Annotated in this window: 18 protein-coding genes; 9 read left to right on the forward strand and 9 right to left on the reverse strand. The window is 66.0% G+C overall.

Annotated features, from left to right (window positions below):
* Positions 1 to 29: 29 nt before the first annotated feature.
* The 9 genes from NTZ43_08175 to NTZ43_08215 all read right to left on the reverse strand — a co-directional run bounded on the left by NTZ43_08175 (position 30) and on the right by NTZ43_08215 (position 8226).
* Positions 30 to 1817 (reverse strand): ABC transporter ATP-binding protein, encoded by a 1788-nt coding sequence (locus NTZ43_08175; protein ID MCX5767180.1) that lies wholly within the window; start codon positions 1815 to 1817, stop codon positions 30 to 32.
* A complete protein-coding gene (locus tag NTZ43_08180) occupies positions 1814 to 3085 on the reverse strand; it encodes a nucleotidyltransferase family protein (protein MCX5767181.1) in 1272 nt (423 codons plus the stop codon). Before NTZ43_08180 ends, NTZ43_08175 begins: the two co-directional genes overlap by 4 nt.
* Positions 3078 to 4040 carry a hypothetical protein gene (locus NTZ43_08185; protein MCX5767182.1) on the reverse strand — a complete coding sequence of 321 codons (963 nt, stop codon included), beginning with the start codon at positions 4038 to 4040 and terminating at the stop codon, positions 3078 to 3080. The genes NTZ43_08180 and NTZ43_08185 overlap by 8 nt, the downstream gene beginning before the upstream one ends.
* On the reverse strand, positions 4033 to 5022 hold the full coding sequence (locus NTZ43_08190) for a 50S ribosomal protein L11 methyltransferase (GenBank protein ID MCX5767183.1): 990 nt from the start codon (positions 5020 to 5022) through the stop codon (positions 4033 to 4035). The genes NTZ43_08185 and NTZ43_08190 overlap by 8 nt, the downstream gene beginning before the upstream one ends.
* Positions 5023 to 5059: 37 nt before the next feature.
* Entirely contained in the window at positions 5060 to 5242 is a 183-nt protein-coding gene (locus NTZ43_08195) for a hypothetical protein (protein ID MCX5767184.1), read from the reverse strand.
* 66 nt (positions 5243 to 5308) lie between these two features.
* A complete protein-coding gene (locus tag NTZ43_08200) occupies positions 5309 to 5488 on the reverse strand; it encodes a hypothetical protein (GenBank protein MCX5767185.1) in 180 nt (59 codons plus the stop codon).
* Between the two features lie 131 nt (positions 5489 to 5619).
* Positions 5620 to 7416, reverse strand: a complete 1797-nt coding sequence (locus tag NTZ43_08205) for an asparagine synthase-related protein (GenBank protein MCX5767186.1) — start codon at positions 7414 to 7416, stop codon at positions 5620 to 5622.
* A complete protein-coding gene (locus NTZ43_08210; GenBank protein MCX5767187.1) occupies positions 7413 to 7910 on the reverse strand; it encodes a lasso peptide biosynthesis B2 protein in 498 nt (165 codons plus the stop codon). The genes NTZ43_08205 and NTZ43_08210 overlap by 4 nt, the downstream gene beginning before the upstream one ends.
* A 16-nt stretch (positions 7911 to 7926) precedes the next feature.
* The gene (locus NTZ43_08215; protein ID MCX5767188.1) at positions 7927 to 8226 is read right to left on the reverse strand and encodes a PqqD family protein; all 300 of its coding nucleotides are present in this window, start codon (positions 8224 to 8226) and stop codon (positions 7927 to 7929) included.
* 214 nt (positions 8227 to 8440) lie between these two features.
* On the opposite strand from NTZ43_08215, the gene rpsF reads away from it, so the two are divergent.
* From rpsF to NTZ43_08260, 9 genes are all read left to right on the forward strand, one after another.
* The gene (gene rpsF / locus NTZ43_08220; protein MCX5767189.1) at positions 8441 to 8803 is read left to right on the forward strand and encodes a 30S ribosomal protein S6; all 363 of its coding nucleotides are present in this window, start codon (positions 8441 to 8443) and stop codon (positions 8801 to 8803) included.
* A 3-nt stretch (positions 8804 to 8806) separates the two neighbouring features.
* Positions 8807 to 9028: a 30S ribosomal protein S18 gene (rpsR, locus tag NTZ43_08225; protein ID MCX5767190.1), complete on the forward strand. Its 222-nt coding sequence runs from the start codon at positions 8807 to 8809 to the stop codon at positions 9026 to 9028.
* Positions 9029 to 9047: 19 nt separating this feature from the next.
* Positions 9048 to 10091, forward strand: a complete 1044-nt coding sequence (locus tag NTZ43_08230) for a DUF2232 domain-containing protein (GenBank protein MCX5767191.1) — start codon at positions 9048 to 9050, stop codon at positions 10089 to 10091.
* Between the two features lie 15 nt (positions 10092 to 10106).
* Positions 10107 to 10553, forward strand: a complete 447-nt coding sequence (gene rplI, locus NTZ43_08235; protein ID MCX5767192.1) for a 50S ribosomal protein L9 — start codon at positions 10107 to 10109, stop codon at positions 10551 to 10553.
* Positions 10554 to 10788: 235 nt separating this feature from the next.
* Positions 10789 to 11166 carry a ribosome silencing factor gene (rsfS, locus tag NTZ43_08240; GenBank protein MCX5767193.1) on the forward strand — a complete coding sequence of 126 codons (378 nt, stop codon included), beginning with the start codon at positions 10789 to 10791 and terminating at the stop codon, positions 11164 to 11166.
* Between the two features lie 11 nt (positions 11167 to 11177).
* The gene (locus tag NTZ43_08245; protein MCX5767194.1) at positions 11178 to 14444 is read left to right on the forward strand and encodes a hypothetical protein; all 3267 of its coding nucleotides are present in this window, start codon (positions 11178 to 11180) and stop codon (positions 14442 to 14444) included.
* 107 nt (positions 14445 to 14551) lie between these two features.
* Positions 14552 to 16156, forward strand: coding sequence for an SPOR domain-containing protein (locus NTZ43_08250; GenBank protein MCX5767195.1), 1605 nt, complete (start codon positions 14552 to 14554; stop codon positions 16154 to 16156).
* Positions 16153 to 17478 (forward strand): hypothetical protein, encoded by a 1326-nt coding sequence (locus NTZ43_08255; protein ID MCX5767196.1) that lies wholly within the window; start codon positions 16153 to 16155, stop codon positions 17476 to 17478. Before NTZ43_08250 ends, NTZ43_08255 begins: the two co-directional genes overlap by 4 nt.
* The coding region (locus tag NTZ43_08260) for an AAA family ATPase (protein MCX5767197.1) at positions 17479 to 19612 on the forward strand (2134 nt) is incomplete at its 3' end. It lies immediately after the preceding gene.

Raw genomic sequence — 19612 nt, forward strand, 5'->3', positions numbered from 1 at the left:
CGCTGGGCGTCGCGGGAATCATCGGCCGGTCAGAGCGCGAGCAGCGTCCTCACACGTTCGTCCGTCGCGCTCACAGACTCCCACGTGCCCTCGGCGAGCACGACGCCGTCGTCGAGTACCACCACGTGGTCGGCCGCGCGCGCCACGCGGAGCCGGTGCGAGACGATCACGACGGTCATGCGCGGAAGGAGCGCGCGGAGCGACTGAAGAATCGCCGTCTCATGTTCCGCATCGAGGGCGCTCGTGGCTTCGTCGAGCACGAGCAGAGCGGGCTCCCTCAGCAGGGCGCGCGCCAGTCCCAAACGCTGCCGCTCGCCACCGGAGAGCATGGCGCCCCGATCACCGATGGGTGTGTCGAGCCCCTCCGGCAATAAATCCACGAACCGTGCCGACGCTGCGTCGAGGGCAGCGTGCATCGCCGCATCGCTGGCCCCGGGTTGCGCCCACTGCAGATTCTCGCGCACGGAGCCGGGAAAGAGAACCACATCCTGCGGAAGCAGACCAACGCGTGCGCGCCACGTGCGCAGGGCCTGATCGTCGAGGACAGCACCGTCGGCGCTCACGACCCCCTCCTGTGGACGCAGTAAGCCGATGATGAGATCCACGGCGGTGCTCTTGCCAGCTCCGGAAGGGCCAACGATGGCCGTCATGCGTCCGGCCGGGAGGTGGAAGGATCCGCACTGCATCGCGGCTCTGGTCGCACCTTCGTATTGGTATGTGACGTTGGCCAGCGCAACGGTCGGCGCGGCGGAGCCGTGCGCCACGCGCACGGGCAAGTCCGGGAGCGACTCCGAGTCCCGCTCGCTGGTCGCAATCATTTCCTGCAGCGCATCCCACGTGGCGAGCGATTCCTGGAGCGACTGCCACTGCATCTGTGCGGCCGCCACGCGCGGCACGAGCCGAGCGTAGATCGCGAGCAAGAGGAGAAGCGCGGCCGGTGAGAGACGCAGCACCGCAAGCGCCACATACACGATGACGCCAAGCATCACCGCGGAGCCAAGGCCAACCGCCGCTGCCGCGCGCGCGCGATGGGCGTCGAACTGCCGCGCACTCTGCGTGAGCGCATCGTCCAGTCGCGTGTAGTCGCCGATCGTGCGTCGTTCCGCCGCATAGCCCTTCACGGCTTTCATGCCGCCGATGATGTCCGTGGTCGCACGGAACAGCGCTTCGCCGAACGCCATTAACTGCGCCCCCTCAGCACGTCCCGGCGCTCGCAGCCACCGCAACAGGCCGAACAGCGCGAGCCCGGCCGCCACAACGAAGAGCGTCACGGGCCACGAGATTCGTAACGCAATCAGGAGCGACACACTCATCGCGAGTGCTTCCGCCAGCAGATGCAACAGGAGACGCGTCGCCGCGTTGGCATTGTCGGTGTACACCGTGAGCGCCTGCACCACATCCGCACTGCGCAACCGGACAAACTTTGGCCACGGGAGCGACACGATCGCGCGAAATAGCCGCTGGCGCTCCTGCGACACCACCTGCTGTGCGAGACGTGCGGACTGCACGGACTCGGCTTGCACGAGCAGTGTGCGAACGCCCAACACGACCACCGTCACGGCCAAGACCACGGGCAGGGACATCGGCAGTCCAACGGAGAGCAACAGGGCTCCCACGCGCCGCGCCATGCCGTCCATGGGTCCGCTGCCGAGTGACACGCCGGCTTGCGCGAGCATGGGCACCAGGAGCAACAGCCCGGCACCCTCGGTGAGCGCGGACAACACCAGCAACAGCACGGAGCGAAGCATCGCCGCGCGCCCACGATGCCAGATCGCGAACGCAAACTCGAGGAGCGACACGCGCGCCGGGCCGCTCATCCGATCAGCCGGCGCCACGACGCCACGCTTCGCGGCACCATGCGCCAGGCGAGGCGCGCCCAGCGCAACAGCAAATACAGCGGCGCCAGCAATGCCGGAAGCCGCATCATTTCCCACTCTCGCATGCTGGGGTATAGCGTTCGCACCAGACCGCGACGCAGTCGATCGCGTCGACGCTCTAGGCACGCCTGCTCAAACGCCGATTCTTCTTGCTCCGTCCATGCCCCGTTACGGTGCCAGTGCTCCAGCACCGTCAGCGCCAGCGCATAGACCTGCAGTTCTGCCTGAGGTGCCAGCGCCCAGCCATCGGGGACGGACACGCCCAGCACCCGGCGCGCGAGTGCGGCGCCGATGCGTAACGCGGTGCATCCTCCGACGTCGCGCGCGCGCTGCCACACCGCCGCGGCATCAAACGTCGCCCGCTGCAGGAACGTGGCGAACGCCACTAGCGACTCGAGCTCTTCCCAGTGGTGACGCGTGGCGTGCAAGGCCAACAAGAGTACCTGATCGGCGTCACAGGGCGCCAAGACCTCCGTGTTGCCAATGCGTGTGCGAATCGCGCGGGCGCAGACCTCGGCCACCGGTGGACTCCACGGCACACGCTCGGACGCGAAGCGCCAGTGCAGCTCAACAAACGGCTCGTCTGCCGAGGGCCACGCCATCGCCGCGTGCCCCTGCGCGGCGAACACGACGGCTTCCTGCGCCGGCGACATGCCGCTGCGCGAGCGCAGCCCGGCGCTCACCAGCGCGCGCCGCGCCGCTCGAAACTCGGACGGCGCCACAACAAAATCAAGATCCACACAGGTCCGCGCGCCTGAATCGCCGTACGCGGCAAGCGCGAGCGCGGGGCCTTTGTACGCGAGCGCATCGACCCCCGCCTTCGCAAACGCCGCCGCCACGCGCGCGAGCGCCCCGGTGGCGCGAAGCGCCTCTACCGCATTGTCGCGGCGCGCCAGACGCCACGCCGCTGTTGCGTCCGCCGGAATCAATGCGGCCGGAAGCCGATCGAGACGCGACCCCACCAGCGCAACCATGCGATGGGTGTGCGCCAGCTGCAACACCTCGAACCAATCCGTCACGCATCCGGCCGCCTGTTCAAACGCTCGCACCGAACCCACACCCACCTGTAGGCGACCGGCCGCCACCAGTAACGCAAAAGCGGGTGGCTCGTGCGGAGCGATCCGGCTCTCGATGGCCATCACCTCAGCCTTCGTTGGACTTGCCGTCTGCGCCGCGTGCGCGGCTTCACGGATGCGAGCACTAGGCACGACTCGCTCCGAGCACGACGTCGACGAGGGTCGACAGGCGCGCCATGTCCGCGTGCGGCGTCACACGACGCAGCGGCACCCGTTCGGTGACGCGCGCGATCATGGTGAGTTCCGCTGCTCGCATGTCGCCGTCGAGCAGGTAGTTCGCCGAGGTTTCAGAGACGAGATCCAGCAACGCCTCCGCGCCGCGCGCCGGCTCGACATACGGCGCCCGCTCGTCCGTCGACCGCGGCATGAGCAAAAATATGCCGCCCAACGGCAATGGCTCTCCCGACAATCCGGCGCCGAATTCGTCGAGTGGAAACGCAAGCTTTGGCCACCCCGGCGCCAAGGCGGTGAGGCGCGCGTCATCACCCACGAGCGCATGCGCCGACTCCGGCCAGAGCCGCAAGTGCGCATACGCCGGGGACGCCATCGCGATGCCACCCGTCAGGCGCAACGCCAGCACATCGTCCGTCATCACGGAATGGCCGCGCAAAGCAAATGCGGCGGCGGTGGTGCTCTTCCCTGCCCCCGGCGCCCCGCAGAACGCGAAAACCTGCCGGTCGATCACCACGGCACTGGCATGCAACGAGAGCACGCCGAGCCGACGCAGCACATAGCCGAGCACCGGTCCGAGCAAGTAGACCGTGGTGTCGGCGAGCGTCATGGTGGTCGGCCACACCGCCCAAACTTCGCGGCCGTCGGCACGCACATAAAACGTGGTGCCGTCGTCATAGCTGAGGCGCACGCCGTCGCGACCGCGGAGCCAGACGGCCTCAAGCACCGGCGCGTCCTCGTCCCGCGTGTCGGCGCGGTACACCACGCCGTCCTCCGCCAATGGTTCATTGGCCCACAACGGCGCGCGCTGCAGGTGCACCTCCACATCTGGCACCGAGCAATTGGCCGCGGCGCGAAGACCCGAGAGCGCCCCGTCGATCCGAACCGTGAGTCCGCACAACGCGTAATCAGGCATGCGTGTCGCCAGTAGAACCGTTGGCCCGCCGTGCCTCCTGCTCGCGCACCGAACGCGCCGGCAGCAATTCGGCCAGCGACGATTGGCGAAACGCCGTCGCCCGACCATCAACGGCAGACTCGTGCGTCGTGTCCCACGTGTACACGTATGTGTCGCCCACGAGCAGGGCGCGCCACGCGAAGTGCACGCGATCACCGGGCGCCACCGGTAACGCGGTCGTGAGCGGAAAGAGTGCCTGCCCGTAGAGCGCGCGCGGTGCGGCCGGCGCGTTCGAGATGGCGGCGCCGCCCGCCATCTCCGCATCAAACCAGACCGCGATCCCCTCCATGAGCCCACGGTGCTCGATCGTCCACTGCACGTCGCCCGCGACATTGGGGGACGAGACGGTTTCGAGATCGATGCGCGCCAGTTCACGCGGCGCGGCCAGTTGATCGGACGCACCGAGTCGCACACGCCGCCACACATCGCGGATGCGGCGCGCCACGGCGCGGCGACTGATCCCGTATGGCATCTCGCCAAGCGACGCGTCCGACGCGAGCGTCTGACACGGGGCGGCCCACAGGGTGTCGCGCAACACCGTCACGCGCGCGTGTGGGACTAGATGCCGAGCGCGCGCATCGGCGATGACGGCGAACCGATTACTGAAGGTCGGCAACACACCGCGCAGATCCTCAATCAGCACATCGCCCCGTTCGGGGAGCGAGAGTGTGAGCGCATCACCGTGCAACACCTCGACGATGTCCGCGTAGCCGTTGTCGGCCACCAACTCGCGCGCGACATCGGCGACGTCGCTGCACTCAATGGCATACACGCGGCGCGCACCAGCGCGCGCCGCGGCCACCGCAAAAAACCCGGCGCCGGTTCCAATCTCGACGACCACATCGCCCGGGCGCACGGCCGCGGCGATTGCGGCGAGGTACGCCTGGGTCCGCTCGGGGTCCGCCAGCATCGCGTCGTAATCGTGCAGGTCGTACTTCATCATATTGAGAGCAGAGGGACCGCAGCGCGGCCGTGCGAGGTCAGCGCGTCTTTCTACGGAACCCCGTTCCGCCATCGCCAGCGGCGGAGTTCCTGGTTCCCGCGCTCTTGGTGTGCTCGCTCAGCGAGCCAAAGCGCCGCAACGTGGGCGTGGCATACGGAGCGCGATCCACACCGGTCTTCGGCGTGCGGGGCTGTTGCTGGACGGCATCGATCGTTTTCATCACTCTCCACGGTGTGTCGGTTCTTACGGCCGAACGCTACACACGGAAGGCGAGTGCCGGCCGCAGCTATCGCGTCTTCCGCATGCTACCTGTTCCACCATCTGCCACGGTGCTCGTGTTGGCAGCCGCGCCGGTGCGCTGACTGAGCACACCAAAACGTTGTAAAACCGGTGTCGCGTAGGCACCACGAACCTTTGTAGTTTCGGACGACGAAGCCGTTCCGTTCACTTCCAGTGCATCGGTCATGTACTACCCTCGGGGGGAAGGGGGAGTGCGAACTAGTTACAGGAAGCATCCGGTTCGCAGCAAACGACGATCAGGGCATACATAATCAATAGCGACGGCTTCCATTGCACGCGACTCATCCGCGCGAAACCTTAGTCGAGTCCCGCCAGCCAGCGATCAAGTTGCAACGCTCTCAAGGCAGGCCAAAACTCCGGCCCTTCTCTCCACACTGAAAAGGTATGCAATAATTTGGCAGTGTCAAGAAAACTATCGCTTTGAGCGGTTAGTTTTACAGATCGACCCGTAAACCTCTCCCGTACATCAGCTTCCGTTACTTCCCCCATCCACCGCAATGGGGTTTTCGGCCGAGCTAACACCTCATCCGGCAGCTCGCCCTGAAATGCTACCCTGATCAAGGCTTTTCGCTGGCACCACGGGATCGGCGGAATCGAGAACACAAACGCCAGCAGGCGAGAATCCCGGAAGGGCCACACGGTCTCCACCGGCGCGCCCGTCCACGAGGGGCGCGACAGCTCAATAAGATTTTGCCAGAACGTGCTCGACAAAAACTCCACCGCCTCAGGTCTGGTGGGATGCCGCAACGCCGTGACGATCGGCACCTCCCCCACCCTGCGCGCCACGTCACGACGCACGAACGACGGCGGCGCGGCCCCGCGCTCACGCCACGCGTCGCGGACGCGGCGACGGAGCCAAAGCCCAGTATGCGGCACGCGACCGTGCGAGGCGGCATACCGCACCGTGCTCCCGAGCACCGAGCCCCACCCCCACGCGCGCGCCATGGTCAAGAGCCCAGGCGGCGCGAACAGCGCGTCCCCGTCCTCGCCGTTGACCACCACTGACGACACCGCCGCGAGTCGCGCTGCTTCGCGCCGCACCTCCGCAAAATCCAGTGCGTCGAGCGGCTCCGGGAACCGTAACGACGCATCATCGACATACTCGAGCGGCGGGCTCCACCCGTTGTGGAGCTGATGCCCCATCCCGAGCTGGTGCGCGACGAGCGACGCGAGTCGCGCCTCATCATCGACCATGCGCGAGGAGTAGTCGATGGTGAACCCGTCGAGCCGAACCTCGGGCGCCACCCGTCGCGCGGTGGCGGCAAGACTCGGGGAGTCGAGCCCTCCGCTCAGTTGAATCCCCACGCGTGGCAGGCGGAGTCGGTCGCGCACCACGTCCCCGAGGAGCGCGCGAAAGTGCTCCACGTAGTCCCGAGCATCGGCGTAGCGAAGGGGCGCTGGGTTGGGGAACGTCCAGTGCTCGCGCTCACCATGAATCCCGCGCTCGGCGGATACCGAAAACTGCTGCGCCGACGGCAAACGTCTGATCTGCGCGAAGGTCGTGCGCCGAGGATCGACATTGTACCCGTGCTGCAGAAACGAGACGACCGCCGGTTCGTAGAGCGCCGCGCTGACCTGCGGGTGCGCACGCACCGCCAACAGCACGTTACTGCACACGAACGTACCGACGACGTGCGCAAAGAAGAGCGGGCGCATGCCGAGTCCGTCACGCGCACAGAGGAGCGTGTGCGTGTCGCTGTCCCAGAGGGCAAAACTGTAATCGCCGAGCAGGTGATCGACGGCGCCGTCGCCCCACGCGTCGTAGGCACGCAGGACTAAGAGATCGTCACACTCATCGCCGCGGAGCGGGGACCCCGCCGCGCGGAGCGCCGCGCGGAGTTCGTCTTGTGCGTCGAGGCGCACGTCACCCACCAGCCACCGTCGCTGATCGAGCGTGTGTGGCCCGAGCGTCGCGCCCGTGCGCGTCCGCAGGAGTCCGTGCGCCATCGCGGCCTCACCCGGCGTGTCTCCTACCGCCCGCATGTCCACACCGTGCGGAGCCTCCATCCCCCACGGCTGCACCATCGCGGGCAGCAGTGCGACCGCCGGTTGGTTCGCCGATTGTGACGCGACGATCACCGCAAATGCGCTCACCGAACGGTGCCGTAGCGAATGAGCACGGCGTAGCGCTCGTGGTCGAGTTCGCCGGCGACAATCACGCCCTGCGACTCCACCCAGGCATGCGCGTCAAGCGGTGGCGCCTGCGGCTCCACGCGCGCGACTCCGATTTGCAGCGTGGCTTCGAGCCCTGCCGTGCGCAGGAGGCGTTCGGCGGCCATCGCCTGCACGAGGCAGCTGGCCTCCACGGGCAGCGTTCGCACGGCGCGCGCCACGGCGCGGCGCACAGCACTCGGCGTGATGGAATCGGCAACCAGCGGCGTGCGCGCGGTCGGCGCCGCACTGTGCGTGCCGGAAGGCATTGGCACCGTGGACGTGCTGACGCTCACCGCCGGCGATACCCCGCGAACAAGCGGAGCGGTTCCCTTAAAAAACCAGCCGCGCAACCGGCGAAACGGAAGGAGCGGCAATGCCACGCGCATGAACGCCAGCCAGCCGATGGCGCGCAACGTTAGCCGTTGCTCGGCCACGGGTAGCGCCCAATAGCTACGCAGTCGGCGCAGGCAAAACCTCGAGGAGACCGGCATCGCGCAACTGGTCGGCCAACACCAAGAGATCGGCGAGGGCGCGGGTGCCCTCTACGTCGTACTCGGAGACGACGGTATTCGCGATCTCGCCGAGCGTGCGTGGTTGGTGCATGAGCGCCCAGATCCGCGCGCCCACCGGGTCAAGGCCGAAGTACACGCTGTCCCGAACAGACAGAATGACCTCCTCTCCCGACAGATTCGTGGAGACTTGGTCTTGACTGACAACCACGCGGGTCGCGGCGGTGAGTGGGGTGGCCATCCTGCAGTTTACCGGAACAGCTTCCCCCACCGCAATCGGCACCCGCGGATTCCCTTGGACAGCCGCTTGACCCTGCCCTCCGGGTGAGCTAAGTTACGTGGCTGTCCATATATGGCTCTTTTCAAGCGCGTGCGGCGCCTGCCGCACCGGAGCCACTCTCTTCTTGCGTCGGCAACCCGCGAGAGGCGATCAGACCAAAGGGAGGATTGCCGCATTGTCTCGTAACTACGAGGCGGTGTACATCTTCGATTCTGCACTCGAAGACGCCGCCATCAACGAAAAGATCGCAAAGCATCACGCGCTCCTCAGCGCCGAGGGTGAGATCACCCTCGACCATTGGGGCCGCCGTCAGCTCGCCTACAAAATCGGCACCAAGGAGTCGGGCTATTACGTCATCGCCCGCTTCACGGCCGACGGGAAGGCGTTGCCGGAGTTCGAGCGTTCGCTCAAGCTCGACGACAGCGTAGTGCGCTACCTCATCTCGGTGCACGAGCACGAGCTCGGGGCCCCGCCGATGACGGAAGAGCAGCTCGCCGCGCGCAAGCGCAGCGATGACGACGACGACGACGAGGAATAATCCATGCGCCGCCAAAAGAAGACCTGCCCCATCACCGAAGCGGGCATCCGCTTTGTGGACTACAAGGACGAGCGCTTTCTCGCCCGCTTCATCACGGACAACGGCAAGATTCTGCCGAGCCGTCTGAGCGGCGTTGACGCCCGTCACCAGCGCCAGCTGGCCAAGGCCATCAAGAAGGCCCGCTACCTCGCGCTGCTGCCGTACACCCGCGGTCACACGCCGTAAGCGGGACGCTTTTTTACAGATGAACGACGACGCCGTGGCGCCGGGTAGCACCCCCGCGCCGGCGGTTGAACGGGAACGAGGGTGGTGGCGATTGACTGCGGCGCTTGCGCTGCTGTTGTTCGTGCCGGTGTTCCCCGGATTGCGCTTGCTCCTCCCGGTGGAGCACAGCTTGGCTTTGATCGCACCCGCTTTGGCGGCCTGCGCGCTAGCCGGCTGGTGGGCCGGAGGACGAGCCGGACTCGCCGTGATGTGGACGGCGATTGCGGCGTGGGTCGTGTCGCGCGAAGCGACCCTCGGGCAGTTCGATGTGTTGGTGACGGGATGGGCGCTGGTCCTCAGCGCAGCATTCGGAGCGCTCGCGCTCCGTCGGTCTGCGGCCAGTACGGCGTTCTTTTCGAGAGCCGTCACGGCGATTGCGCTTTCGCTCGCGCTGTCGGGTGGCATGATGATGCTGGTGCCCGGTGGGCCAGTCGCAGTGCGCGAGGCAGTGGGTGCGGAGTTTGGTCGCCGTGCCGCGGACGCACTGAAGGATTGGCGTGAGATGACCGGGCGACCGGAGTGGAAAGAGTTTGTGAAGGCCAATCCGAGCGCCGATTCTTTGGCGCAACAGATGGATGCACAGATTCAGGCCACACCGGAGGCCAGTCAGGGATTGTTTCCGGCGATGCTCGCGTTGGAATCGTTGGCCGCGCTCGCATTGGCTTGGGCGCTGTATCACCGAGTGGGACGGGCGCGCATCGGCCCAGCATTGGTCGATTTGCGCGAGTTCCGGTTCAGTGATCAGTTGGTATGGGGGTTAGTGACGGGATTGGCGCTGGTGGTGGTGCCGGGGTTTGCACCGCTGCGGATGGTTGGAGCCAATCTCTTGATGTTCTTCGGTGCGATCTACGCGCTGCGGGGGATGGGGGTGGCACTGTATTTTCTCGCCCCCGGGCGTTGGATGATGGTGATGTTGGTGGCGTTCACACTGCTCTTCTACAACGTGGTTGGTGTGCTCGCCTTGGGGCTGGGACTTGGCGATACATGGCTGGACTGGCGACGCCGGGCCAGGCCGAAAACCTGAACGATTGAGGGTCCAATGGAAGTCATTCTGCGGGAAGCGGTCGACAAGCTCGGCCATCCGGGCGACATCGTAACGGTGTCGTCGGGCTTTGCGCGCAATTTTCTGTTGCCGCGCGGTGTCGCGTACGAAGCGACGCCCGGCAACAAGAAGCGCATCGCGCTGGAAAAGGGCCGTCTCGAAGCGGCTGAAAACGAACGCATCGCAGCGGCGCAAGAAATTGCCAACCGTCTCGAAGCGCTCTCGCTCACCTTCTCGGCGCGCGTCGGCGAAGAAGGCAAGCTGTTTGGTTCGGTGACCGCGGCGGACATCCTCCACCAGCTCGAAGCGCAGGGCTTTACTCAGGTCGAAAAGCGCATGATCGACCTGCCGGAGCCGATTCGTGAGTTGGGTGTGTTCAAGGTGACCGTGCGGTTGCACGCCGACGTGAAGCCGGAAGTCAAAGTCTGGGTGATCAAGGCGTAACTGCTACAACCGTCGGCCGTTTTCGGTTGTCCGTTCGCCGGCGCCTCGCGGCGCGGTGAACGGACAGCGGAGAACGATCCACGGTGCACGCGTCGTTGTTGTACCAAGACCCTAACGCCCCGCTTTGCGGGGCGTTATCGTTTTCAGGACGCGCGGCCCCCAGCCAGCGCGGAACATTTTGCGCGCGCTTTGCATACTATTGAGCGTGCTTGCATCCGCCGCCCACCCATCTGCGATGCCGTCAGCTGCCCGAACCAAACCGTCCGCCCGCCCCGACGCTCCGGCTCGGCGCGCGGCCGCGCTGTGCGTGGACCACAAAGCGCAGGACGTCGTGGTGCTCGACTTGCACGGCGTCACGGACATGACCGATTACTTCATTGTCGCCAGCGGTACGTCCGACACACATGTGCGGTCGGTGGCCAAAAATGTAGAAGCGGAGCTGGCCAAGGACGGGATTCGGCCGGCGTCCACCGAAGGGTTCGACTCCGGTCGCTGGGTGTTGCTCGACTACGTGGATTTCGTGGTGCACGTGTTTCATCCGTCCGCGCGCGCACAGTATCAACTTGAGCGTTTGTGGGGCGATGCCCCGCTGCTCGCTGTCTCGCCCTCCTGAGGCATTTCCCAATGCGTCTCCGGTCTGCTCTGCTCCGCACCGCCTCGCTCGCGCTCACGCTCGCCATCGCCGCACCGGCGCTGCACGCCCAGTACGCGTACTTCGGGCAAAACCAGGTCCAGTTCAAAAAGTTCAAGTGGCGCGTGCTCACCACGGAGCATTTCGAGGTGCACTACTACCCCGAAATGGCCGAGGGCGCTCGCATTGCGGCGCGCATGGCCGAGCGGTCGTATGGCCGCTTGTCGCGTTTGCTGAACTATCAGTTCCGCGAGAAAAAGCCGATCGTGCTCTTTGCCTCGCGCGGTGACTTTGCGCAGAACAACGTCACGGGCGACTTGGGCGAAGGCACCGGCGGCGTGACGGACGCAGCGCACCAACGCAACATGTTCTTCTTTGGGCAGGACCTCGCCGAAGTGGAGCATGTGTTGACGCACGAAATGGTGCACCAGTTCCAGTACGACGTGCAGTTCAAGGGTCGTACGGGCGGTTCGGTGGCCGGCCAGCAGATGGTACAGGGGCAGCAGTTCCCGCACTGGTTTGCCGAAGGGATGGCCGAGTACCTCTCGATGGGCCCCGACCACAAGGCGACCGACGCGATCATGCGCGACGCGGCGCTGAACGGAAAGATTCCGTCCGTCGAGCAGATGACGGAGCGCCCCGACCAGTTCTTCCCGTACCGCTATGGCGAGTCGTTCTGGCGCTACATCGGCGGACGCTGGGGCGACGAAGTGATTGGCGAAATTCTGCTGGCGGCCGGCACCACCACGCTCGACCGCGCCTTCAAGCGGCACACCGGCTTTGAGCTCGACGAGTTGGGCGACGAGTGGAAGGACGCCGTGCAGACGCAATATCTGCCGGGGATCGCGAACCTCGAGCGTCCGCGCAAGAATGCGCTTCCCTTGCTCAACGAAAAGAAGACGGGTGGCATCATTCCCGTGTATGTCGCGCCGGCGCTCTCGAGCGATGGTCGGCAGATTGCGTACATCTCCACCGGCAGTCTGATGCGCGCCGAGGTGTTTCTCGACCTGTACTTGGCCGATGCCACCAACGGCAAGCGCATCAAGCGACTGACCAACAGCACGCTCAATCCGGAAACTGAGGAGCTGCGCTACGCCTATTCGCAGAGTGCCTTTTCGCCCGACGGCAAACTGCTCGCCTACACGGCGTATCGACGCGGCAAAGATGTAATCGACATTCTCGACATCAAGTCGAAGGATGTCGTGATGCGGCTCGACACCGACCTCGACGCCATGGTCGGCCCGAGTTGGAGCCCAGACGGCAAGAAGCTCGTGTTCAGTGGCAGCAAGAGCGGACTCACGAACATCTACATGATTGACGCGGACGGCCGGAACCTGCGGCAACTCACCAAGGGCTGGTACGCCGGGTTGATGCCGCAGTGGTCGCCCGATGGTCGCAAGGTGGCGTTCGTCAGCGACCGTGGTGGCGTGACCGATCTCAACCTGCTGCGCTTCGGCAAATGGCGCGTGAACATCCTCGACCTCGAAACGCTGGCCGTGGAGACGATTCCCGCGCAGAGTGGCAAAAACTTCAACCCCATGTGGGGCCCCGACGGGCGATCGATTGCGTACATCAGCGACCGCACGGGCATCACACAGATTTTTCTGTACGACCTCGACGCGAAGGAGCACTACCAGCTCACCAGGATGATCGGCGGCGTACAGTCGGTGACGGAGAACAGCCCCGCGATGAGCTGGGCGCGTCAGGCCGACAAGATTGCGTTCGTGTACTTCGATCACGGCGACTACACCATCTGGTCGCTCACGAATCCGCGGCAGCTCAAGGGCGATCCGTACCGTGAACCAGTCGCGGCGACGGTGGCATCGGCCCCGATCAACATGACGGCCGCCGACAGCGCTGCGGTGCGCGCGGCGCGTGCGGCACAGTCGGTGAAGGATTTGGCGGCGCAAGGTGTTTCCGCGCGGCGCGACAGTTCGTCGGGGCGCCGGCAGTCGGTGTATCGTGGCAGCGGCGGCCTCCGGCCAACGGCCGACCTCCCCGCTGGGGCGCAGAATCCGACGTCAGTAGCGGCCTTGCTCGACAGTGCGTCGCTCGCGTTGCCGAGTGATTCGTCGCTCAAGGACGCGGTGTACTCGCCAGCGTTGCATCCCGAAGCGGTGATGCGCCCCTCCCTCGGCTATTCGCAAGACAACTACGGACGCGGTGTGTACGGCGGCACGGCCATTCTCTTTGGCGATCTCCTCGGCAATCGCCAGTTGATCACCGCGGCGAGCGTGAACGGCCGTCTCGACGAAGCGAATGTCTTTGTGCAGTACTCCAGCTCGGCCAACCGGCTGAGTTATATGGTCGGCGCCTCGCAAACGCCCTACTTCATTCCGAGCAACTACTACAACCTCGCGCCGGTGGGTGCCGGCCAGGTGATTGAACAGCAGGCGCTCAACCGGTACCTCATTCGGTCGGCGTGGTACACCGGGGTATATCCGCTGAACCGCTTCAACCGCTTTGAAATCGGCGCGAGCTTTACGAATATCGACATCGCGTCGGAGTTCATCAGTCGCGGCATCGACTACAACGCTGGCTACGCCACGGGCTATTACGTGGACAGCGTCAAGAGCACGGGAAGTTTGAATTTCCTTAAACCCGGCGTCGCGTATGTGAGCGACAACTCGCTCTTTGGGAACACGGGGCCCATTTACGGGCACCGCTATCGCGCCGCCGTTGACGCGAATATCGGGAAGCAGGGGTACATGGAGTACCTCGCCGACTTCCGCCGCTACGACGCACTCGTGTTCAGCTTCCTCACGTTGGCCACCCGCGTGTACGCCGACGTGCAGGTTGGACAAGGCGAGAGTTTCTTCCCGCGGTACATCGGCATTCCGCAGTACATCCGCGGGTATGACCGCGAAAATTATTTGAGCACCGACTGCGTCGCCGTGCAGAGCGCCAACTGCAATGCCGCGCTCCAACTGCTCGGTAGCCGCGTCGCGCTGTTCAACGCCGAACTGCGCTTTCCGCTCATCCGGCGTTTTGACCTTGGCTTCCTGCCCATCAGTCTTCCCCCGCTCGACGGGCTGTTCTTTTACGACGCCGGCATGGCGTGGAGCGGTGGGCAGTCGGTGACGATGTCCAAGCCGGCCAACTACGATCTGAGTAGCCAGCGCTTCCCGTTGCGCTCGTACGGCTACGGCGTGCGGTTCAACCTGTTTGGGCTTGCCCTGCTGCGCTGGGATTATGCGATTCCGATCGACTCGTACTCCAAAAAGGGGTACTGGCAGTGGACGCTGGGACCGTCGTTCTAGGTCGCCGCACAACGCAAGATGACGGCCCGGGAGCTCTGCTTCCGGGCCGTCATCTTTTTCGGCCCCGCGCGGCTCCCTGCAGGAGGCCGAGAGGTTAACTTGTTCCGGTGCGTCGCTCACTCATTTTTTCGATCGCTCTGCTCGCCTGTCACGGCGCAGACCAAGCTGTGCGCCCCGGAGGCCCGGGGGGCAACGGTCCGGACGCAATTTTGCTGCGGATTCCGCGCGAGGGTGGCGTAGCGCGCGCGTACCGGTGGGGCTCCGATTCCGCGATTTGGCAGTCGGGGAGCCGCGTGCCATCGGTGAACCGGCTCCTCGCCTTTGATGACGCGCAGGGATCGGTGGCATACGTGGACGCCAAGGGGATTCCTGGGCGCCTCGACGTCCGAGTGGGTCAAACCACACCGGCATCCGAAAAACCGCTGGGCGGACTCACCAGCGCCGATGGCTGGGCGCTGTACGGCGTGGGTGCCAAGCATGAGGTGCAGCGACTCACGCCGAGCGGCACGTGGAACTACACCCCCGAGGCTCCGCCTCGCTCGTTGATTCCGCTCCCAGACGGTACGCTCGTGCTGTTGAGCGATGACGGCAATCGATCCGTACTCCGTCGCCTGCGCCCGCCGGAACCGCGTGTGACGCAAACGACGCAGGTGCCGCACGCACAGTTGGTCGTGCGCACCGACATCGGTGACCGCCTCTACTTTGCTGGCGACTCTGGGCTGGTCACGGTTCGCACCCGTGATCTGACGCGCATGAAAACCATCCGCCTCGGCTCCACCGTGGTCGACGCCGCGGCCACGCCCAGTGGCGATCGCATTTTTGTGGCGTTGCAGGACGATCGCTCGGTGACGGTCATCGACCGCTACGCCGAAGCGGTGGACCGTACGATCAAGCTCCCCACGCCGCCGGCTGCGCTCCGGATGGATCCGGACGGTCAGTTTGTGCTGGCGCGCTCGCCCGAGGGGGACTCGGTCCGCATCATCGCGGTGGGCACGGCGCGGTATGTGGGCAGTGTGTCGAGTGCGTGGCGCGCGGATCTGCCGCAGGTTGCGCCGGATGGCGGGCTCGTGGTCGCACAGGGTAATGACGTCGTGATTGTGGACGCCATGACGCGCCGTGAGCGGGTGCGTTACGCTGGCGGCGCGACGGATTTGTGGATGCTGGTGCGCTGGAACGGATTTCGACCGCGTGCGGCAGGACTCGACGAACCTGTGAAGTTTGAGACCGACTCCACCGATGTACCTGCGGTGGCAGATAGCACGCAACCCGCCGGCGCTGCGGCTGCGCTTCCTCCAAACGCGGTAGCGGCTGCGACGCAGGCCGTTGCGGCACCGTCGGCTGCCGTCGCGTCCGCGGCAGCAGCAGGAACAGCAGGAGCAACGGGAGCCGCAACGGCAACGATCCGGCCGACGGCTCCAGGTGCTCCAGCTGCTTCGGCCGCGACTCCGGTCGCGCCTGCGCCGACGGCGTCGGCAGTAGCGAAGAAACCGTTCTTCACGCTCTCGTTTGCCGCACTCCTCAACGAGGAACGCGCCAAGCTGATGGCGGCGACGATCAAAGTCGAAGGCAAGCCGGTGCGGGTGGTGCCAGGGCTGCGCGACGGCACGCCGGTGTATCGCATTGTGTTTGGCCCATTCGACAGCCGTGCGGAAGCGGAGCGGCTTGGCAAAAAGAGCGGACTTCCCTTCTGGGTTTTTGAGGGAACGCCGTGAGGCGCACGTCGCCCGCCGACAACCTGGCGTGGCAGGACGAGGGGCGCCGTGCGGCGGGTGCGCTCGAGGATGTGGCGGCAGCGGTAGTCACGGGGCGCAACTCCGAACAGGCAGCGGATGTTGCCGTGGGCATTGCGCTGGCGCTGTGCGATCATCGTCAGGTGGTGCTCGCCGATCTCGTGGGCGAACTCGACCCGCTGTATGAACTGGCGGGTGGGGACGATGCCCTCGGGCTGACCGACTGCCTCCGCGATGGGCTGCCGCTCAATGACATTGCGCGGCGAGCGCTGGCCCACGACACGATCTTTGTGCTCCCCGCGGGCACTCCCCCAGTCGCCACGCTGCGGACGCTCGGCCACGAGCGGTGGCCCAAGCTGGTGCGTGGCTTTGCGGAGGCGGGGGCGCTGTTGCTGCTCGTGGCCCCGCTGGACGGCGACGGAATCGACACGTTGGTCTCGGCCACGCAGGGGGTGGTGGCGGTGGACACGCCGCCGCAGCTGATTCGGCGCTTCCCACTCGTGGCCACGGTAGACGCCCCGGCGGGATACGTGGATTCGACCCTGCCGGTCCGGCGCGCGGCCCCGAAGGGGCGACGCTGGGCCGTAGCAGCCCTGCTGTGCCTGACGATTGGCGCAGGCGGCCTGCTCTGGTGGCGGTCGCGACCGCGCCCCACAGCGGCGCTCAGCGCGGCGGGCGGAGCCAATGAAGCCAGTGGAGCCGCTGGGCAAGCGCCCGGAACAGCTGGCACGACTCCCGCTTCGGCCTCGGGGCCGACCGTTGCCCCGCCCCACGCCGACACGATCCGGCTGGGCGATCCGGTGAACGGCGCGGATTCAGCAAGTTCTGCATTTTTTGCGGTCGAAGTCGTAGCGGCAAACACTGTCGCGGGTGCAAATTCTGTGCTGCGGGATGGCGCCACGGCGGCGCCCCTTCCGGCGCCCACCGTCGCCCCTGTTGCGCTTGGCGGTGGCACGCTCTGGTATCAGGCCGTCGTCGGGGCTTGGCGTACCCGAACCGGAGCAGATTCTTTACTTGCCGCGTTGCGTGCGCGTGGCGTGGTACGCGAAGGCGAAGGGCGCGTGGTACGACGTCCGTATGCGCTGTTGCTGGAAAACGGTGTGAGTCGCGAAGTCGCGAACGCAGCGGTGGCCGTGTGGCTGGGCCGCGGGATCGGCGCCTATGCGCTTGAGCAGGATGATGGTCGCGTTCGCGTGTTCGCGGGCGCGTTTGAGACGCCGTTGCAGGCGGCGTCGCTCGCCGCATGGGTTCGCGATGCGGGAACGACACCGGTGATGGCCATACGAACGGGGAGAACGTACTAAGTGCGGCTGACGAAACTCGAGTTGTTCGGCTTCAAGTCCTTCGCGGACCCGACGGAGATGCTCTTCGACACGGGCGTGACGGCGATTGTCGGGCCCAACGGCTGCGGCAAGTCGAATGTCTCCGACGCGGTGCGTTGGGTGCTCGGCGAACAGCGGGCGCGCCTGCTGCGCGGCGCCAAGATGGAAGAAGTGATCTTTCAGGGTTCGTCGGCGCGCCGCGCCGTGGGCCTCGCCGAAGTCTCGCTGCACTTTGAGAATGATGACGGCGGATTGCCCGTGCCGTTCAAGGAAGTCGTCATCACGCGGCGCCTCACGCGCGCCGGCGAGAGCGAATACTTCCTGAACCGCGCGCCCTGCCGTTTGCGCGACATTCACGATCTCCTCCGCGGCACCGGCTTGGGCGCCGACACCGGCGTGGTGATCGAGAGCAAAATGATCGATGCGCTGCTTTCCGACCGTCCCGACGACCGTCGCGAACTGTTTGAAGAAGCCGCCGGTGTGGGGCTGTATCGCGACCGTCGCCGTTCCACAGAACGGAGCTTGGAACAGACGAGCGGCGATCTCTCGCGCATTGATGACCTCATCAACGAGGTCACGAGCCAGGTGCGCAGCCTCGCGCGCCAGCGCAAACGCGCCGAGCGTCACGCGGAAATCACAACGCGCCGCTTTGCCGTGGAGCTCACGCTCGCGTCCAAAGAAATGGCGGCGTGGCACGACGAGCTGATTCAACTCGACGAACGCCTCGATGGCCTGCGTGCCGCAGCCCCAGAGGCGCAGGCAGGCGTTGGTGCCGCCGAAGGCACGCGCGATGCCTCGCACGCCGCACGTGCGGCGGCCGACACGGCCCGTTCCGCGCGCGCCCTCGCGGCCGCGGAAGCGCGCGAGTCCGCGCTCACATTGCAGAGTGAAATCGCGGTGGCGGAGGAACGCCATCGCAACGCCGTCGATCGCCGCCAGCGCGCCGAGCAGGAACGGAGTGAAGGCGCCGCGCTCGGCGAGCGCGTAGTGGCCGAGTGGGAAACCGCGCGTCAGGACGAAGCGCAGGCCGCCGAGACGCTCCGCGAAGCTGCCGAAACGTTGCAGCGTCAGGTCGGTTCCGAAGAAGAAGCGCGTGGCGGCGTGGCCGTCGCGCGTGATGGGGTGGAACGCGCCGACCAGCACGTGCGCCAGTTGCGCGACGGCTTGCGTCGCCGCGAACTGGAGCGTGAGGGCGCCGAGCGCGAGCTCGCCGACGTCACCCAACAGAGCGAAACGCTGGCCGCCGAGCACGAACAGTTGGCGGGACAGCAGCGACTCACGGAACGCGACCTCGCGACCGCCGACGAAAACTTGGCGATGGCGAACGGTGAAGCCGCCAACGCCGACGTGGCATTGGGTGCGGCCCGTGAATCGGCGCGTGAATGGCGCGAGAAGGATGCCGTCGCCCGCGCTGACGTACGGCGCGTGGACGAAGAGCACGCCGCCGTAGAAGCCAAGCTGAGCGCACTCGAAGGTCTTGAGCGCGAACGTGTCGGACTCGCCCCTGCGGCCGCGCGCTTATTGCGTGATCGCGAACAGTTTGGTGAAGGCGCCATCCTTGGCCCGCTCTCCGACTTCATTGGCGCCGATGCAGCGGCCGCACTCCTCGTGGAGCGCTTTCTTGGCCCCACGGTACACGCCGTGGTGGTGCGGGACCGTGCGGCGGCGGATGCCGTGCGTCAGTGGCACACTGGTGCTAACCCTGGCGCCCTGCTCCTCCTGCCGCTCGACGCGATTGGCGCCGAAAACAATGGGGCAGAACTCGGCGAACTTGCCGGCCTCGTGCATACCGAAGGCCCTGTGCGCTCGTGGGTGCGTTCCCTGCTCGGCCATGTAAAGACGCTCGATGAAGGCAGTGCCTTTGTGGATGCGCGGGGCGCCGTGTGGCTGCCAGGCACATCGTCGGGCGCAGGCCCGTTGCGTCGTCGCGCGGAGTTGTCGGAACTTCGTACCACCGTGGCCGCGAGCGAGACGACCCGCGCGGCCGCTGCGGCTGAACTACAGTCCGTGCACGAGCGTTTTGTGGCGGCCGAAGGCGCCGCGGCAACAGCCGCCGATGCCGCCACCGCCGCACATCAGCGCGTGCAGCAAGCCGCTGCGGTGCGGGCGGACCGTG

This window comes from Gemmatimonadota bacterium (assembly GCA_026387915.1).
GTDB lineage: Bacteria > Gemmatimonadota > Gemmatimonadetes > Gemmatimonadales > Gemmatimonadaceae > Fen-1231.

Bases quoted from the DNA above. Each gene is read 5' to 3' on its own strand.
- NTZ43_08215 (MCX5767188.1), bottom strand. From the start codon at position 8,226: ATGGCCACCCCACTCACCGCCGCGACCCGCGTGGTTGTCAGTCAAGAC.
- rpsR (MCX5767190.1), top strand. From the start codon at position 8,807: ATGCGCCGCCAAAAGAAGACCTGCCCCATCACCGAAGCGGGCATCCGC.
- NTZ43_08195 (MCX5767184.1), bottom strand. From the start codon at position 5,242: ATGAAAACGATCGATGCCGTCCAGCAACAGCCCCGCACGCCGAAGACC.
- rplI (MCX5767192.1), top strand. From the start codon at position 10,107: ATGGAAGTCATTCTGCGGGAAGCGGTCGACAAGCTCGGCCATCCGGGC.
- NTZ43_08185 (MCX5767182.1), bottom strand. From the start codon at position 4,040: ATGCCTGATTACGCGTTGTGCGGACTCACGGTTCGGATCGACGGGGCG.
- rsfS (MCX5767193.1), top strand. From the start codon at position 10,789: ATGCCGTCAGCTGCCCGAACCAAACCGTCCGCCCGCCCCGACGCTCCG.
- NTZ43_08230 (MCX5767191.1), top strand. From the start codon at position 9,048: ATGAACGACGACGCCGTGGCGCCGGGTAGCACCCCCGCGCCGGCGGTT.
- NTZ43_08190 (MCX5767183.1), bottom strand. From the start codon at position 5,022: ATGATGAAGTACGACCTGCACGATTACGACGCGATGCTGGCGGACCCC.
- NTZ43_08245 (MCX5767194.1), top strand. From the start codon at position 11,178: ATGCGTCTCCGGTCTGCTCTGCTCCGCACCGCCTCGCTCGCGCTCACG.
- NTZ43_08200 (MCX5767185.1), bottom strand. From the start codon at position 5,488: ATGACCGATGCACTGGAAGTGAACGGAACGGCTTCGTCGTCCGAAACT.
- NTZ43_08175 (MCX5767180.1), bottom strand. From the start codon at position 1,817: ATGAGCGGCCCGGCGCGCGTGTCGCTCCTCGAGTTTGCGTTCGCGATC.